General features: G+C 67.3%; 16 protein-coding genes. 5 read left to right on the top strand and 11 right to left on the bottom strand.

The features are described from left to right. Nucleotides 1-41: 41 nt before the first annotated feature. On the bottom strand, nucleotides 42-1040 hold the full coding sequence (locus ACFFU4_RS08140; protein WP_377068903.1) for a zinc ABC transporter substrate-binding protein: 999 nt from the start codon (nucleotides 1038-1040) through the stop codon (nucleotides 42-44). Nucleotides 1041-1123: 83 nt separating this feature from the next. Between ACFFU4_RS08140 and ACFFU4_RS08135 the strand changes: the two genes are divergently transcribed. Genes ACFFU4_RS08135 through ACFFU4_RS08125 form a run of 3 tightly spaced genes read left to right on the top strand, consistent with a single transcriptional unit; the run spans nucleotide 1124 to nucleotide 3152 of the window. Continuing rightward, nucleotides 1124-1612, top strand: coding sequence for a transcriptional repressor (locus ACFFU4_RS08135; RefSeq protein WP_377068901.1), 489 nt, complete (start codon nucleotides 1124-1126; stop codon nucleotides 1610-1612). Beyond that, entirely contained in the window at nucleotides 1603-2352 is a 750-nt protein-coding gene (locus ACFFU4_RS08130) for a metal ABC transporter ATP-binding protein (protein WP_377068899.1), read from the top strand. The genes ACFFU4_RS08135 and ACFFU4_RS08130 overlap by 10 nt, the downstream gene beginning before the upstream one ends. After that, nucleotides 2349-3152 carry a metal ABC transporter permease gene (locus tag ACFFU4_RS08125; RefSeq protein WP_377068897.1) on the top strand — a complete coding sequence of 268 codons (804 nt, stop codon included), beginning with the start codon at nucleotides 2349-2351 and terminating at the stop codon, nucleotides 3150-3152. The genes ACFFU4_RS08130 and ACFFU4_RS08125 overlap by 4 nt, the downstream gene beginning before the upstream one ends. Before the next feature lie 148 nt (nucleotides 3153-3300). Here the strand turns inward: ACFFU4_RS08125 and ACFFU4_RS08120 are convergent, their stop codons facing one another. Then, nucleotides 3301-4032, bottom strand: a complete 732-nt coding sequence (locus ACFFU4_RS08120; RefSeq protein ID WP_377068895.1) for an outer membrane protein — start codon at nucleotides 4030-4032, stop codon at nucleotides 3301-3303. Nucleotides 4033-4321: 289 nt separating this feature from the next. Here ACFFU4_RS08120 and ACFFU4_RS08115 point away from each other — a divergent pair, with 289 nt between their 5' ends. Further along, nucleotides 4322-5338, top strand: coding sequence for an extracellular solute-binding protein (locus ACFFU4_RS08115; protein ID WP_377068893.1), 1017 nt, complete (start codon nucleotides 4322-4324; stop codon nucleotides 5336-5338). 372 nt (nucleotides 5339-5710) lie between these two features. Here the strand turns inward: ACFFU4_RS08115 and ACFFU4_RS08110 are convergent, their stop codons facing one another. From ACFFU4_RS08110 to ACFFU4_RS08090, 5 genes are all read right to left on the bottom strand, one after another. Then, the gene (locus ACFFU4_RS08110) at nucleotides 5711-6226 is read right to left on the bottom strand and encodes a hypothetical protein (protein ID WP_377068891.1); all 516 of its coding nucleotides are present in this window, start codon (nucleotides 6224-6226) and stop codon (nucleotides 5711-5713) included. A gap of 70 nt (nucleotides 6227-6296) precedes the next feature. Next, a complete protein-coding gene (locus tag ACFFU4_RS08105) occupies nucleotides 6297-7166 on the bottom strand; it encodes a sulfotransferase domain-containing protein (RefSeq protein WP_377068889.1) in 870 nt (289 codons plus the stop codon). After that, entirely contained in the window at nucleotides 7163-7993 is an 831-nt protein-coding gene (locus ACFFU4_RS08100) for a sulfotransferase domain-containing protein (RefSeq protein WP_377068887.1), read from the bottom strand. Before ACFFU4_RS08100 ends, ACFFU4_RS08105 begins: the two co-directional genes overlap by 4 nt. Before the next feature lie 105 nt (nucleotides 7994-8098). Continuing rightward, on the bottom strand, nucleotides 8099-9304 hold the full coding sequence (locus tag ACFFU4_RS08095; protein ID WP_377068885.1) for a porin: 1206 nt from the start codon (nucleotides 9302-9304) through the stop codon (nucleotides 8099-8101). A 215-nt stretch (nucleotides 9305-9519) separates the two neighbouring features. Further along, nucleotides 9520-10695: a pyridoxal phosphate-dependent aminotransferase gene (locus tag ACFFU4_RS08090; protein ID WP_377068883.1), complete on the bottom strand. Its 1176-nt coding sequence runs from the start codon at nucleotides 10693-10695 to the stop codon at nucleotides 9520-9522. A 226-nt stretch (nucleotides 10696-10921) separates the two neighbouring features. Between ACFFU4_RS08090 and ACFFU4_RS08085 the strand changes: the two genes are divergently transcribed. After that, nucleotides 10922-11788: a DUF2189 domain-containing protein gene (locus ACFFU4_RS08085; RefSeq protein WP_377068881.1), complete on the top strand. Its 867-nt coding sequence runs from the start codon at nucleotides 10922-10924 to the stop codon at nucleotides 11786-11788. 38 nt (nucleotides 11789-11826) lie between these two features. Here the strand turns inward: ACFFU4_RS08085 and ACFFU4_RS08080 are convergent, their stop codons facing one another. Genes ACFFU4_RS08080 through ACFFU4_RS08065 form a run of 4 tightly spaced genes read right to left on the bottom strand, consistent with a single transcriptional unit; the run spans nucleotide 11827 to nucleotide 15844 of the window. After that, nucleotides 11827-13194 carry a sigma-54-dependent transcriptional regulator gene (locus ACFFU4_RS08080; protein ID WP_377068879.1) on the bottom strand — a complete coding sequence of 456 codons (1368 nt, stop codon included), beginning with the start codon at nucleotides 13192-13194 and terminating at the stop codon, nucleotides 11827-11829. Beyond that, nucleotides 13191-13328 carry a hypothetical protein gene (locus tag ACFFU4_RS08075; RefSeq protein ID WP_377068877.1) on the bottom strand — a complete coding sequence of 46 codons (138 nt, stop codon included), beginning with the start codon at nucleotides 13326-13328 and terminating at the stop codon, nucleotides 13191-13193. Before ACFFU4_RS08075 ends, ACFFU4_RS08080 begins: the two co-directional genes overlap by 4 nt. Before the next feature lie 16 nt (nucleotides 13329-13344). Further along, the gene (locus ACFFU4_RS08070; protein WP_377068875.1) at nucleotides 13345-14631 is read right to left on the bottom strand and encodes a c-type cytochrome; all 1287 of its coding nucleotides are present in this window, start codon (nucleotides 14629-14631) and stop codon (nucleotides 13345-13347) included. A gap of 4 nt (nucleotides 14632-14635) precedes the next feature. After that, nucleotides 14636-15844 (bottom strand): formate dehydrogenase subunit gamma, encoded by a 1209-nt coding sequence (locus ACFFU4_RS08065; RefSeq protein ID WP_377069000.1) that lies wholly within the window; start codon nucleotides 15842-15844, stop codon nucleotides 14636-14638. Nucleotides 15845-15900: the final 56 nt, after the last annotated feature.

The raw sequence follows: 15900 nt of genomic DNA, 5'->3' as shown, positions 1-15900 counted from the left end.
GATAGTCGCCGGTCAGACCGGAGGATACCATGCGCCGGCGATCAGCCTCCCAGACACTCCGCCAGCGCCTCCGCCATGTCCCCCAGCAGCGCCGGGTAGAGCGCGGCACCGGGCGCATGACGGCTGCCCAGCGGGTCGAGCACACCATGCCCGACCGAGCCGCCAAAGATCGCCGCGATGCGATCGCCATTGAATTGCGGCTCGCCAAAGACGCAGACGACCCCCGCCTCCCGTGCCGCGTCGCGCAGCGCGGCGATGCGCGCGGGCCCCGGATCGGCGGCGTCGCCCAGAGCCAGCGCGCCCTCGGGCGCAAGCCCGAACCGCGCCTCGAAATACTGGTAGGCGTCGTGATAGACGAGATAGGGCGTGTCTCTCAGCGGTGCGAGCCGGGCCGAAATCTCCGCCTCCAGCGTGACCAGGTCCTCGCGCGCCGCCGCCGCGTTGGCCCGATAGCGTGCGGCGTTGGCGGGATCGTGCTCGGCCAGTTCCGCCGCGATCACGCCCAGCCAGGCCCGCGCGTTCGCCGGGTCGAGCCAGGCATGCGGATCGGTGCCGTCGTGGGCATGGTCATCGTGGGCATGGTCATCGTGGCCGTGGCCATCCTCGTCATGGCCATCCTCGTCGTGGCCATCGTGGCCAGACCCGTCATGCCCGTCCTGTTCCCTCGCAGCGAATGTCACACCTTCGCGGAAGGCCATCACCACCGAATCGCCTGCCCCCAGCAGCCCGACCACATGCGCGTCCCCCGCCAGCGTTGCGACCGGGCCCGCCAGCCACGGTGTCAGCCCCTCGCCCATCCAGAACACCACCCCGGCGCGGTCGAGCGCCGCCGCCTCGGAGGGGCGCATGGAATAGCCATGCGGCGACGCGCCCGGCGGGACGATCAGGGCGGGCTCCCCCACCCCGTCCATCACCCGCGCCACCAGCGCATGCACCGGCGCGATATCGGTGGCCACCTGCGGCGCGGCGAGGCCGGGCGCGGCGCATCCCAGCGCCAGACCGAGGGAGACGAGAAAGCGGGTCGGCATTGCATCCTCCATATGTTACTATATTACATATCCAGCCCGGTTGATAATCGTTACGCTGTAACATATCAAGCCGCAATCGACCGCAGGAGGCCACAATGCACGCACTCGGATTCGAGCATCACGACCACCAGGGCTGCAAGCGCGCCGCGCTCGCCGCGGCCGAGACGCATTGCGCGCGCCATAGGCTCAATTTCACGCCCCAGCGCCGCCGCGTGCTCGAGATCCTGCTCGAAGGGCACCGCGCGATGGGGGCCTATGAAATCCTCGACACCCTGCGCGAGGAGGGGCTCGGCGCGCAGCCGCCGGTGGCCTACCGGGCGCTCGATTTTCTGGTGACCAACGGCTTTGCCCACAAGATCGAGCGGCTCAACGCCTTCATCGCCTGCACCCATCCCGACGCCGCGCACACCCCCGCCTTCCTGATCTGCCGCTCCTGCGACGCGGTGGCCGAGACCCACGCCGAACCGGCGCGCGGGATGCTCGGGGCCGCCGCCAAGGCCGCCGGGTTCGAGATCGAGCAGGCGGTCGTCGAGGCGGTGGGCCGCTGCCCGCGCTGCCGCGACGGGGCCGCGCCATGCCGCTGATCGCCGCCACCGGCCTTGCCGTGCGCCTCGGCCGCGCCGAGGTTCTGCACGACGTCTCGCTCAGCCTCGAACCGGGCGAGATCGTCACCATCGTCGGTCCCAACGGGTCGGGCAAGTCCACGCTGCTGCGCGCGCTGATCGGTGCCGCTCCGCTCAGCCGCGGCCACCTGCACCGCGCGCCGGGGCTGCGCATCGGCTACGTGCCGCAGCGGCTCCATATCGACCCGACCCTGCCGATGACGGTGATGCGGTTCCTCGCCCTGCCCCGCCGCCGGACGGCCGGCGAATTGCGCGCCGCGCTCGACCGGGCGGGCCTGCCCGACCTGCGCCACCGGCAGATGGCCGACCTTTCGGGCGGGCAGTTTCAGCGCGTCCTGCTGGCACGCGCGCTGATGGACACCCCCGATCTGCTGATTCTCGACGAGGCGACGCAGGGCCTCGATCAGCCCGGCTCGGCGGCGTTCTACCGCCGCATCGAGGAGGTGCGCCAGGACATGGGCTGCGCGGTGCTGATGGTCAGCCACGAGTTGCACGTCGTCATGAGCGCGTCCGACCGGGTGATCTGCCTCAACGGCCATGTCTGCTGCGAGGGCCGCCCCGAGATCGTGGCGCAGGCCGAGGAGTACCGCGCCCTCTTCGGCACCGGCACCCACGGCGCGCTGGCCCTCTACCGTCACGAGCACGGCCACTCGCACGACCACGACCACGACCACGATCACAGCCACGAGGCCGCCGAATGATCCTCGACGATTTTCTCATGCGTGCCGCCCTCGCGGGCCTCGGCGTGGCGCTGGCCGCCGCGCCGCTGGGCAGCTTCGTGGTCTGGCGGCGCATGGCCTATTTCGGCGATGCCACCGCCCATGCCGCGATCCTCGGCGTGGCGCTGGCGCTGGCCTTCGACACCTCGATCTTCGCCGGCGCGCTGGTCATGTCGCTGGCGATGGCGAGCGCGGTATCCTCTCTCTCGGGGCGCGGCTTCGCGATGGACACGCTGCTCGGCGTGATGGCGCATTCGGCGCTCGCCTTCGGGCTGGTCGGGGTATCGTTCCTGTCGGGCGTGCGGATCGACCTGATGGCCTATCTCTTCGGCGACATCCTCGCCGTCAGCCGCGGCGACCTCGCGGTGATCTGGGGCGGCGCGGCAGGGGTCGTGGCGCTGCTGGTCTGGCGCTGGCAGGCGCTTCTGACGGCAACGCTCAGCCCCGATCTGGCGTGGTCCGAGGGGATCGACCCGCGGCGCGAGCAGATGGTGCTGACGCTGGCGCTGGCGCTGGTGGTGGCGGTGGCGATCAAGGTGGTGGGCGTGCTCCTGATCGCCGCGCTGCTGATCGTACCCGCCGCCGCCGCCCGCCCGTTCTCGGCCACGCCCGAGCGCATGGCCATGATCGCGACGGCGATCGCCGCGGCGGCAGCGCTGGGCGGGCTGGCGGCGTCGTTCCAGCTCGACACCCCCACCGGTCCCACCATCGTCTGCGTGGCGGCGCTGATGTTCGCGGTCTCATCTGTCGGCCATGGTCTCTTCGCGCGGCACCATGCCTGAATGCCTGAATGCCTGAATGCCTGAGACCGTGCCGCAACACGACTGACAGGCAACAGCGCCGCAGACCGCACCGAAGACATGGAAAAAGGCGCGCGCTCGATCCGAGCGGCGCCTTTCCCCGATCCCTGAACGTGGTCAGCCCCGGTCTTCAGAACCGGTAGGCAAGACCCGCCTTGATCTCGTGCGTCTCGGTCTCGACCTCGAACCTGTGCGGGGTCTGTTGTTGCACAGAGGTAAAGTTGAACGAATCGTCCCCGAAATCGGAATAGCGGTAATCGATCCGGCCAACCCAGTTCTGACCGAACGCATACTCGATCCCGCCGCCGACGGTCCAGCCCCAGCGGCCTTCGCTGTAGCCGAACGGGCTTCCACCACCCTGGGAGCGGCCATCCACGTTGATATCGGCATAGGCAAGACCGCCTGCCACGTAGAACAGCGTCCGGTCGGCGGCAAAGCCGATGCGCGCCCGCAGGGCACCTGTGCTGTCGATTTCGCTCGAAACACCGCCCCGCAGGAACCCGAAGCTCGGCCCGGGAACACCGTTGCCGCTCTCATCCGCGTCACTGAAGTTGAATTCGGCCTCCAGACCATAGACGAGGTTGCCCGGACGGTGCCAGTTGTAGCCACCATACACACCACCGACGAAACCCGAGGCGTCGATGTCCGAGCTGGACATGGTGTTCTGGTTATTGAGATTGACGCCGGTCAGTTCCATATCGCTGTCCAGATAGCCCGCCTGGACACCGGCATAGGCACCCTGCCAGCTAAAAGCCACCGGAGCGGCAACCACCGGCTCCGGTGCTACAACCTCGGGCGACCCGGCGAGGGCGCTCGTTCCAAGCGCCGCAACCGAGGCCGCAATAAGACATTTCCTGATCATGATCCGCATCCTTATTTGCCATAACACATTCAGCTTCATAGATGAATCAGGTATATGCGATCCGGTCGGACTGCCATCGATAACATCTGCACGCGACACATCGGAATCGCGCTGTGGCAGATACGCAACGCCACCATCATGGCTCACGACCCATCCAGGTATCGCCGTTCGCGACAGGTCGACCGGAAAAATCCCAAGGGAAATCATCAGAAATTGCAATTGACTCAATCTATCGGATTTGACAGTAATTTCCGAGCGAAACACTCGGAACAAGCAAGAGGAGTCTCCGATGAACCCGATCAAGGCCGCGCTCTCCACCACCGCGCTGATCGCCCTCACCGCACCCGCCTTCGCGCAGGAGGTCAACCTCTATTCCAGCCGTCACTACGACAGCGACGATGCGCTCTATGCCGCCTTTACCGAAAAAACCGGTATCACCATCAACCGCATCGAGGCCAAGGCCGACGAGCTGATGGCCCGGATGGAGGCCGAGGGTGCCAACAGCCCCGCCGACGTGTTCATGACCGTCGATGTGGGCCGCATCTCGCGCGCCGAAGAGCGCGGCCTGCTCCAGCCCTTCGCATCGGACGTGATCGAGACCAGCGTGCCCGCACACCTGCGCGACGACGAAAATCTCTGGACCGGCCTGTCGCAGCGCGCGCGCATCATCTTCTATTCGAAAGACCGGGTCGAAAACCCGCCGCGCACCTACGAGGACCTGGCCGATCCCGCCTATGAGGGCCAGGTCTGCATCCGCTCGTCTTCGAACATCTACAACCAGTCGCTGATGGCCTCGATCATCGAGACCCACGGCGAGGATCTGGCCCGCGACTGGGCCGAGGGCATCGTCGCCAACATGGCGCGCCCCCCCCAGGGCGGCGACACCGATCAGCTTCGCGGCATCGTTTCGGGCGAGTGCGACATCGCCGTGGCCAACACCTACTACTACGCCCGCGGTCTCGCGCGCCATGTCGACGGGCTGACCGATGACATCGACAGCATCGGCTGGGCCTGGCCCAACCAGAGCGGACGCGGCGCGCATGTCAACCTCGCCGCTGCCGGCATCGCCACCAACGCACCCAACAGGGACGCGGCCACGGCACTCCTGGAATATCTGGTCAGCCAGGAGGCACAGGCGCAGTTCGCCAACGCCAACAACGAATACCCCGTCGTTTCGGGCGTGCCGATCGGCGAGCATGTCGCCACGATGGGGCTGTTCATCCCCGATAACGACACACCCACCGCCTCGTTCAAGACGCACGCGACCACGGCGCAGACCATCTTCAACGAGGTCGGCTGGGACTGATCCGCGCATCGCGCGTCAATGCCCTGACGTGTCGTCACTCCGAAGCGGCAAGTCTCTCGACGCCATCTGAAAATGCGCCGGAGCGGTTCCCGTTCCGGCGCCCCGCGAACCTGCGGCATCGGGTCGTTGGAGTGTGTCGTCGCGTGACCGCGAACAAACGCGGGTACGCTCCATCCACTCGGGCGCCGGCCCGCGGGATGGCGGCTCACCGGCTGATCTGCGGCGCCTTATTTCCGGGATTTCCGATTGAAAACGGACCTTTGCGCCAACACCAGCCGATCGCGCGGCGGCGAGCAAGCGCGCCTTGTTCGGCGCGATGCGGGGACGAACGCCCGCGTCAGCCCCCTGCCCGTCGCCAATCGTCGGCCCGGCTCAGATCCCGCCCGCGCCGGGCCCGGTCGGCTTGAACCACACGGCAAAGGTCCCGCCGTATTCGTCATCCTCGACATGCACCACCTGCCGCGGAATGTGGACCTGCGCGCGGCGCGCGTCGTCGCCCGGCTGCCACGGCCGCTGCGTCACCGCGCAATGCGCCTGCTGCCCGCCGTAACCGGCCATCGGCGGCACCTCGGCCAGGAAACGCAGCCCCCGCAGGATCGTCTCGCCGCCGAGCGCGACCGAACCGGTATCGAGCACGCCCTTCGTCTTGTGCTTGGTCAGGATGGATTGATGCACGCTCTCGGCCCAGACGCCGCAGACCATCGTGCGCCCGTCGCGCTCGCGCAGATCGACGGCCACGGTGATGCCGCCGCCGCTGTCATAGCTGCCGCCCGCCAGCACCGGATCTGCCCCCAGCCGGGCCACGGCCTGCGGCTGCGTGGTCATGCTCGCGGTCGCGCAGGCCGCCAGCAGGCCGACCGTGGCAAGCGTCATCGCGGATCGGATCATCGGAACCTCCTTCGTCATCCCCGTGTCCCCCGGACATGGGGATCGTGCGCCGGAATGGCAAATCCGGCTGTTACGCCGCGCCGGCGAATTCGGCGGTCTCTTCCAGCATCTCGGGATACCATTTCTCCAGCACCGGCAGGAAACCCTCGCGGATGCGGCCGACCTGCGCCGGGGTCAGGTCGTCGCGCCACACCCCGGCCTGCCCGCGCGCAAAGAAAGATTGCATGTGCGGCGGCCGCTCGCGGAACCCTTCCTCGCTCTCCTGTTTCTTGAGCTGGTCAAAGCTGGTCTGGCGCAGCGCGTAGTCAAGCTGCGCCTTGTCCAGCTTCACCCGCAGGAATGTCTCCAGCAGGCGGGTCATCTCGCGCTCGCTCTGGTGCAGCATGTCCTCGTAGCGGATCACGTGGCGCGGCAGCCCCGGCGCGGTCGTCCATGTGGTGACGTGCTCGTCCCACCGCCCCAGCGCCTCGAAGATACCGGTCTCGGTGCCGCTGCTCATGTCCGGGTCCATCATCCGGGTGATCGCGGTGTCGAGATCGCAATCCTGATGCCGCGCGAACGATGGCGCAAGGTCGAACGGGTTGCGCAGCATGTAGATCGCCGCCGCCGTCACCTCGGCGGGGATCACGTCGCGGCCCAGGATGCGGACCGGCTGGCAATGGGTCTTGACGAAATGGTGGGTGGGCTTGGACGCCGCGATCATCCGCAGCGCGGTGGGCCGCACCGCCATCCACTCCTCGTAGGTGCTGCCGCGAAACGGCCGCCCCGCCGCCCGGTCAAAGAAATCCTGCCGGATGTCACCGGTGGTGAACTGGCTGAGATGGTTGATGTCCGGCGCCTGCCCCTTGGGCATGAAGTAATGCGCCAGCAGCGACCGCATCCAGGTGTTGCCGGATTTCGGATAGCTCGCCAGCCAGATGATTCGCCGCAGATCGGTCATTCCAGATACCCGAATTGTTTCATCACCTTGCGATGCGCGTGCTTCATCTTCTTTACCAGCCGCGCGGGCAGGTCGGTCTTCCACTGATCCTTCTGCCCCTTGGCAAAGAACCGCTCGGTGTGCTCCGATTTTTCGACGAAACCCTGCTTTTTCTCCTGCTCCGACAGCTCCTCGAAGCTGGAAAACAGGATCGCCCGGTCGAGCCGCTCCATATCGAGCGGCATGCCCAGATGCTGCACCACCCGCGCAAAGGCGGTGCGCGGGTCGGCCAGCATGTCCTCGTAGCGCAGCACCAGCACCGGATATTCCGACTTGCCGGTCCAGCTTCGCACATGCTCGGACCAGGTGTTCATGAACTGCGCCACCGTCACCTCGTCGGGCGGGTTGGCGTTGTCGGGGTGGCAGACGGTCTCGACCGCCTTTTCCAGCGTCATCCCGTAATGCCGCGCATAAGACAGCACCATGTCGAGCGGGTTGCGCATGATGTAGATGGCCGAGCGCGTGACGTTCTCGGGGATCAGTTGCACGCCCCGCGCCACCACCCGGGCGTTATGCGTCTTGACCAGGTTGATATCGGCGTTGTTGGCCACGATCCCGCGCAGCACACGCGGGCGCAGCCGCAGGGTCCGGTCGATATCGCTCACGTCGAGCGCGCCGCCCGCCACCATCCGGTACATCTTGGTGACCGAATCGCCGAGCGCCACGCGGTGCGCCTGATTGATCGGCACCGGTTCGCGCGCGTTGGCAAGATAGTTGGCGAGGAAAATCCGCGTCCATGTATTGCCCGATTTCGGGTAGGACGCCATCCAGACGATGCTATTCTTCATTCTTCGGACCGTCCGTTTTCCGGGCTGCGCAAATTTCCCCCGGACAAATAAAAGCGGCGGGGGGCAATGTCACCCCCCGCCGCCGGTCTTTTCAGATCACCCGGATCAGAAGCTCAGGTTGACCGCGGTCCCGAAGAGGTCGCCCTCGATCTCGGTGCCAGCAGAGTTCTGGGTTTCCTGATGAACATAGTAGATGTCCCAGGACACACCGGTCCCAAGGCTGCGCCGCGCGCCGACCTGATAGGCCTTGTACTCGTTGTCCCGACCGGCGGTCTCTTCTTCACCGTGGTACATGGTGGCCCCGACCGACCAAGGACCGGCCAGATCGTAGCTAGCACCAAAGCTGTAGCCCTTCTGGTCGTTGATGTCGCCGGCCCGGTCATCGTTGTTCTCGGCATAGGTCGCACCGAAGGTGAAGCCGCTGACACCGATGGTGCCGCCGACGGCCCAAGTGGTGGGATCGCCACCGGCGTCGGCTGTCGTGCCTTCTTCCAGCGTAATATCGCCACTGGAACAGTCGCCATCAGACGCAAGGTAGACATGTGCCGTGCTGCTCGGAGTGCCTTCAAGGCAGGTGGCCGCCGAGGCAGCAGTCGCATTCCGGTCGCCCGTGCCCCAGCGCGCCGCCAAGCCGATATCGACGCCGTTGAACGACTGGCTGTACTTGGCGCCGATGTCGAAGATGTCGACAACGTCGCCACCCGCGTCACGGTCCACGCCAAAGTTGTTGCTGGCGTTGCCCTTGTCGGTCGCCGCGTAGGACACACCGAGGGTCAGGCCGTTGAAGGACGGCGTGAAGTAGGTGATGCGCTGCACGTCGTTGTTGCCAGCGACTTCGGTCAGCGACGACAGGCCGGCCTGACGGAAGCCGGTCGAGCCGGTCACCGGGATGAAGGCCGAGGTCGAGCGCGAGTTGATCGCCATCGAGGACGGGTGCGGCGTGTAGACCGAGCCCATCAGGGCGTAACCGGCCGAGTTCTCGGAACCGAGAACCACCTTGCCGAGCGTGTCGCTCGAAATGGTCATGTACGATTCGTCGATGCTGAAGCCGTTCATCGCTTCCATCTGAACGCTGTAGCCGAAGGTCATGCCATTATCGAGCGTCACCGACGGCGAAAAGATGATTTCAGCGTTGGTGTAGACATCGACGCCGTCCCAATCGGACGTGGACGTGTCGTCGTCAATGCTGACGGCGCCAACGTGGACGTTGGCGAAGCCGCCCCAGCTCACGTCCCATTCGGCGGCCGATGCGGGTGCAGCCATGGCGACGCCAAGTGCGATCGCGCTGGTGCTCAGAAGATGCTTTTTCAAGGGTGTCCCTCCTATCAAGCAGGTTTTCATTTCCGCCGCACCAGTCATTGACACGGCTTGAGGATGGAATGCGCCAATCCCCCCCCGGGTGTCAACGAAGCCCCCGGGCCCCCGCACGCATCCCGTCGCGATTGTGGCGCAGATACCACACACCTTTCGGACAGGATGGGCGAGTCGCGCGGCGCAACCGGAAAAATACCGGCATCTCAGCTATCTTACGCGAAAATCCGCGCATGATCCGCCATCCGCGCGGCGGCCTCCATGAGTCGGTCATCCTCCACCGTCAGCGCCACCCGCACCCATGATTCGAGCGTCTGGCCAAAGGCCGCGCCGGGCATCACCGCCACGCCGGTCCGCTCCAGCAGATCGTCCGCCCACCCGGCCCCGCTCATCCCCGTGGCCGACACCTCGACCATGGCGAACATCCCCGCCTCGGGGCGGTGCACGCGCAGGCCGCTGTCGGCCTCCAGCACCCGCTTGAGCGCGCGGGCGCGCGCGTCGAACCGCGCCCGCATCCCCGGTGCCACCTCCGATCCGCGCCGGATCGCCGCCTCGGTGGCGTCGGCGATGAACGGCTGATTGCCGAACAGCATCACCTCGGCCAGCGGCAGCAGCGCCTCGATGAACGCCCGCGGCCCGACGCACCAGCCGCTGCGCAGCCCCGGCGCCGCATGGCTCTTGGAGATCGACGACACCGCGATCACCCGGTCGGCCAGCGCCGGATCGGCCAGCGGCGAGGCGAACGCGACGCCGTCGAACACCAGCTCTTCATAGACCTCGTCCACCACGATCCAAAGGTCATGCGCGCGCGCCACCGCGCCGATGCCCGCGATGTCCTCTCGCCTGAGCACCGCGCCGGTCGGGTTGTGCGGGGTGTTGAGCAGGATCACCCGGCTGCGCGGGGTGATGCGCGCGGCGAGATCGCCCGCATCCATCCGAAATCCGCGTTCGGGGCGCAGCGGTACCGGCACCATGTCCGCCCCCGTGGCGCGGATCACGCCCTCGTAGGTGGCATACATCGGGTCGCCCGTCAGCACCTCGTCGCCTGCCTCGACCAGCGCCGCCATCACGGCAAAGAGCGCGGTCTGCGTGCCCGGCAGGCAAATCACCTGATCGGGGGTGAACTCGCGGCCCCGCCGCGCGGTGTACTGTGCCGCCAGCGCCGCGCGCAGCCCCGCCTCGCCCCGCCCGCTCGAATAGGCCGTGCGCCCCGCCGCCAGCGCCGCGGCGGTGTCCTCGATGAGCGCGGGCGGCGCGGCGGTGTCCGGCTCGCCGATGGTCAGCCGGATGACGTCGCGCCCGTCGCGCGCCATGTCACCGGCGCGCTCGTGCACCCGCCATTTCGCGCCGCCGAGGCCCGTCAGCCGCTCCGTTACCGTCGAGAATGCCATCGCCGCCTCCCATGCGTCAGGTGCTCCGCGCCGATCCATGCCGCGCCCCGCGCGGACCCGCAAGGTGAAAGCCCGGCCCTGCGCGCGCGCCGGAGACTCGCGCGCCGGAGACTCAGGCGTCGCCGGATCGTGAGTATGAGGAAAACGGCTGCCGTGTTACCCTTGCCCGGCGGACCGACGCAATACCGACGCAATACCGACGTTGTGCAGACAAGTGGAGGACACCATGACGCGAACCATCGGAAACCCGCTCAGTTGGGCCGCCGAAGCCACCTTCGGGGCGGGGAGAACCGCCGCCGAGGCGACCGAGGCCCTGCGCGGCCACACCGACGCCCCGCCCGAGGTGCGCCGCCTGACCAATGCGGACCTGCGCACCGCGCTGCGCCGCGGCATCGAGGATTTCGGCGCCCTGCGCAGCGACGTCATCTTTCTCATCCTGATCTACCCTATCATCGGCATCGTGCTGGCGCTCACCGCCTTCCACATGGCGCGCCTGCCGATGTTTTTCCCTTTGGCAGCAGGGTTTACGCTACTCGGGCCGGTGGTGGCCACCGGCCTCTACGAGATGAGCCGCCAGCGCGAGGCCACCGGCAAGGCGGGCTGGGGCGCGGCGTTTTCGGTGATCCGCGCACCGGTTATCGTGCCGGTGATCGTGCTCGGCGCGGTGCTGATGGGGCTGTTCCTGGCGTGGATGTTCGCCGCCAGCGTGATCTACAACGTCACCCTCGGGCCGCAGCCGCCCGCCTCCATCGGCGGCTTCCTGTCGGACGTGCTGACCACCGGCCCGGGCTGGGTAATGACCGTGCTGGGCCTGGGCGTCGGCGCGGTCTTCGCCGCGCTGACCCTCGCCCTCAGCCTCACCGCCTTTCCCATGCTGATCGACCGCCGTGCGGGCGTCATGGTAGCGGTGCTTACCTCGCTCCGGGTGGTCCGGGAAAACCCAAGGGTTTCCGCCACCTGGGGGCTGATCGTGGCGGTCGCGATGCTCTTGGGCACGCTGCCGCTGTTCCTCGGTCTGGTGATCGTGCTGCCGGTCCTCGGCCACGCCACCTGGCACCTCTACCGCGCCGCGGTGCCGGGCGAAACGGACTGAACGGCGGACCTGGCGGCTCGCCCAGGGCCGGCCCGGTTTCACACCCCCCAGGCCGCGCATTTGCGGTCCACCGTCTTGCGCGCCACGCCAAGCCGCCGCGCGGCTTCGGCGCGGTTGCCGCCGCAGGCGTCCAGCACCGCCAGGATGTGGCGCTGCTCGACCATCTCCAGCGTCTCGATGGCCTGCACGCCGCTCACCCGGCCCTGCCCCTCGAATTCCGCCGGAAACTGCCCGAGGATCACCGACCGCTCGATAAGATTGCGCAATTCCCGCACGTTGCCGGGCCAGTCATAGCGGCTGAGCTTCAGGAGCACCTCGTCGTTGAGCTCCAGCGCGGGCATCCCCAGCGTGGTGACGAATTCACTCATGAACAGCGCGGCCAGCTCCGCGATGTCCTCCTTGCGGTCGCGCAGGCAGGGCATCGCCACATTGACGATGTTGATCCGATGGTAAAGGTCATCACGGAACCGCCCCGCCGTCACCTCGGCTTCCAGATCGGCATTGGTGGCAAACAGGAACCGCAGATCGAGCGGCACCTCGCGTTCCGAGCCTATGGACCTGACGCGCCGGTCCTCCAGCACCCGCAGCAACGCCGCCTGCACCGGTGCCGGAAGCTGCGCCACCTCGTCGAGCAGCAGCGTACCGCCCTCGGCATGGAACAGCAGTCCGTCCTTGCGCCGCGTGCCATCCTCGATCACGCCGAACAGTTCCTCGGCGATATGCGTCTCGGAAAACGTCGCGCAGTTGATTGCGACAAACGGCTTGTCGGCGCGCTCCGACAAAGCGTGGAGCGTGCGCGCCGCCACCTCCTTGCCGGTGCCGCTCGGTCCGGTGAACAGCACCGGTGTGGGCATCGGTGCCAACCGTGCCAGCAGATCCCGCACCGCGCGGATCGCCTGTGAATTGCCCAGAAGCCGCCCGCGCGCGGTGCCGCCCCCGCCCGACAGCTCATGGCGCAACAGATAGTTGTCGCGCGCCAGATACTTGCGGTCGAGCGCATGCGCGACCGAATTGAGAATCTGGTTGGCACAGAACGGTTTGAGTACGAAATCGCTGACACCGGCGCGCAGCGCCTTGATCGCGGTGTCGAGATCGGCACTGGCCGTGATCAGGATGGTCTCGGCGAACAGCCCCACCCGGCGCTGTTCCTCCAGCCAGTCGAGCCCGGTCTTGTCGGGCATCGCATTGTCGAGGATCACGAGGTCGAAATGCACCTGGTCGAGGATGTCCCCCGCCTCGGAACAGGAGCGCGCAAGCTCGAAATGGCGGCAGCGGGGGCCGAGCGTCCTGGTCAGGAAATTGCGCATCCCCGGCTCGTCATCGACCACGAGGATCGCCGCCCGCGCGAGGCTCTCGCCATAATCGTCGCGGGGGGGCTCGGTGCGGGCGGCGGCGCGCGGGTTCATTCGGTCGTGTCGCCGAGCCTGACATTGTCGCCGGCGCGTGTCGCCTCGACGGTATAGCCCAGTTCCCTGAGCACCATGGGTGCTGCGGCGGCGATCACCCCGCAGGCCACGAAGGCGGCTAGCATCGCTTTCATCGGATCGCTTCTCCTCTCATCGGGTGGCGCGGCGCAGGTAATCGACAAGGTCGTCGCGGTCCTGCGCGGCGGTGATGCGCTGCATCGGCATCTTGCTGCCGGGAATATAGTGGTCGGGGCCGAGGTCGAACAGTGCGTCGATGGTCTCTTCCGTCCAGACGATATCCGATCCGGACAGGACAGGCGAGTAGGGATAGCCCGGCACGCTGCCCGCGGGCCTGCCGAACAGACCGTGAAGGCTCGGCCCCGCCTTGCGCGAGGGCGGCGGTGTCAGCGCGTGGCAAATCGAGCATTTGCGCATGAACTGGCGCTCGCCGTTCTCCATCTCCTCGGGCGCGCGCAAGAAGCTGTGCCCGGTCCCGCCCGCCGGGTCGAACGTGTCGAGCATGGTCACCGGCCAGCCATAGACCACCTCCGAGAGCCCCCCGGCATAGAGCGTGCCCCCGTCCGGCGAAAACGACAGCGCCCAGACCGGGCCGCGCGCCATTGCCTTGAAATCGCGGGCGATGGACCAGTCGCGCGTGTCGATCACCATGATATGGCCCTGCCCGTCCCCGACGGCGATCTGGCCGCTCTCCGCATGATGCGCGAGCGCCAGCACGGGCCGCCGGTCGAGGGTGAAATCGGCGATCTCGCGGCCCGTGTCGGGCGCGATCACCCGCGTCGCGCCGTCCACCGCGCCATAGGCGATCCACCCCGCCTCCGGCCCCACCACCAGCTTGTTGATGCCAAAGCCCTGATCCAGCATCACCCGCGGCGGCGCGCCCGCGTCCTGCCAGTCCCAGACGCGCAGCGTGCCGTCGGCGGAGGCGGAATAGAGCCGCGCGCCATCGGGGCCAAAAGCCACGTCTGTCACCGGCCCGTCATGCCCCCTGAGAACCTGCGCCGCCCCCGCCGCCACGGGCCAGAGCCCGATGGTGCCATCCCAGCTTGCCGAGGCGATCCACGCTCCGTCGGGCGTTACCGCGAGCCCCGCCACCTTGCCCTTGTGGCCATCGAGGCGACGGTGCTCGCCCGTCTCCCTGTCCCAGACGATCACGTCGAAATCGTCGCCGCCCGACGCAATCCGCCCGTCGCCCAGTGGCGTCACCGCGATCACCGCCGCGTCATGCCCTTCCAGCCAGCGGGGCGTGCGCCCCTCCCACAGCCCCACCGAGTTGTCGAAACTGGCCGAGGCCACCGCGCCATCGGGCAAAACGGTCAGCCCCATAACAGGCCCGCCATGCCCCTTGAGCGTGGTGAATTCCTGCGCCGCCGCGGGCACCGCGGCCATCAGCCACAATCCGGCGATCAGCGTCCGCATGGGCCTACTCGGCCGGGCGGGTGGCCTTGTCGGGCGCGGGCGCGTGGCCCTTTTCCTGCAACTCCTCGAGCCACAACCCGTGATGCTCGCGCGCCCATTGCTCCTCGACCTCGCCCGTGCCCATGGCGTCGAACGCGCCCTCCATGCCGAGCGAGCCGATATAGATATGCGCGAGGATGATGGCGATCAGCAGGAAGGCCACGATCGTGTGCCACAGCGTTGCAAGCTGCATCTCCTCGTGCGGGGCCAGCATTTCGGGCAGGACACCATAGCCCACCGCCTGCGGCAGCCCGGTCTCGTTGAGAATCTGGAATGTCTTGGCGAACATCGGCAGCTCGAACGGGAACAGTAGCGACAGCCCCGAAGCCGAGATCGACGCGCCCAGCACGATCACCGCCCAGAAGATGAGCTTTTGCCCCGCGTTGAACTTTTTCGCAGGTGGGTGCACCCCCTTGCTGAAGATTCCGCCGCCCACGGCGAGCCATTTGAGATCGGTGCGGTTGGGCAGGTTGTGGAGCACCCACATGACGAACACCATCACCAGCCCCAGCATGAAGGCCCAGGAAATGTTGTTATGCCCCCATTTGGAGCCAACCGCGATGGTCGAGAACGCCTCGTGCCCCAGCAGCGGGATGATGACCATGCGGCCGAACAGCACCAGCAGCCCGGTGATCGCCAGCACCACGAACGACCCCGCCATCAGCCAGTGACCGAAGCGTTCGACAGCCTGAAAGCGGGTGACGGTGCGCCCGGTCTTCTCGCCATCGATGCGGATCCTGCCACGAATGAGGAAAAAGACCGCCAGCAGCGCCAGCGTGCCCCCGAGTAGCCAGGCCCCGTAGGTGGCGAGCGGTCCCTTGCGAAACGCCAGCCAGGACATGCCCCCGTCTTGAATGAGCACGCGGGCCTCCGGTCCGCCCGAGGACACCTTGACGTCATCAAGCCCATAGCGCAGCGCGCGCCAGACCTCGGCGTCAGAGGCACCGCCAAGCGTCCCCAACTGGCCGGCCATGCCCGCCGCATCGTCGCCGCCTGTGGCATTGCGACGAAACGAGTCGTCGACGATTTCGCCGCGCTGCCGGGCCAGAATGTCTTCGAGCGTCTGCGCCCCGCCGGTTGCGGCGCGATCGGAGCCCGACGGCTCGGGCGTGGTCTGCGCCACGGCGGGCAGGGCGAGCAGGAAACACAGAGCCATGCTGAGAAATGCGCGCATGATATCCTCGATCATTTTATGAGATGCCGATTTCCTCAAAGGAAATCGGATCGGAA

Origin of the sequence: Roseovarius ramblicola, assembly GCF_042430665.1 — a bacterium.
GTDB classification, from domain to species: domain Bacteria; phylum Pseudomonadota; class Alphaproteobacteria; order Rhodobacterales; family Rhodobacteraceae; genus Roseovarius; species Roseovarius ramblicola.
The sequence above is the reverse complement of the archived record's forward strand: the minus strand, read 5'-3'. Positions and strand labels throughout refer to the sequence as shown.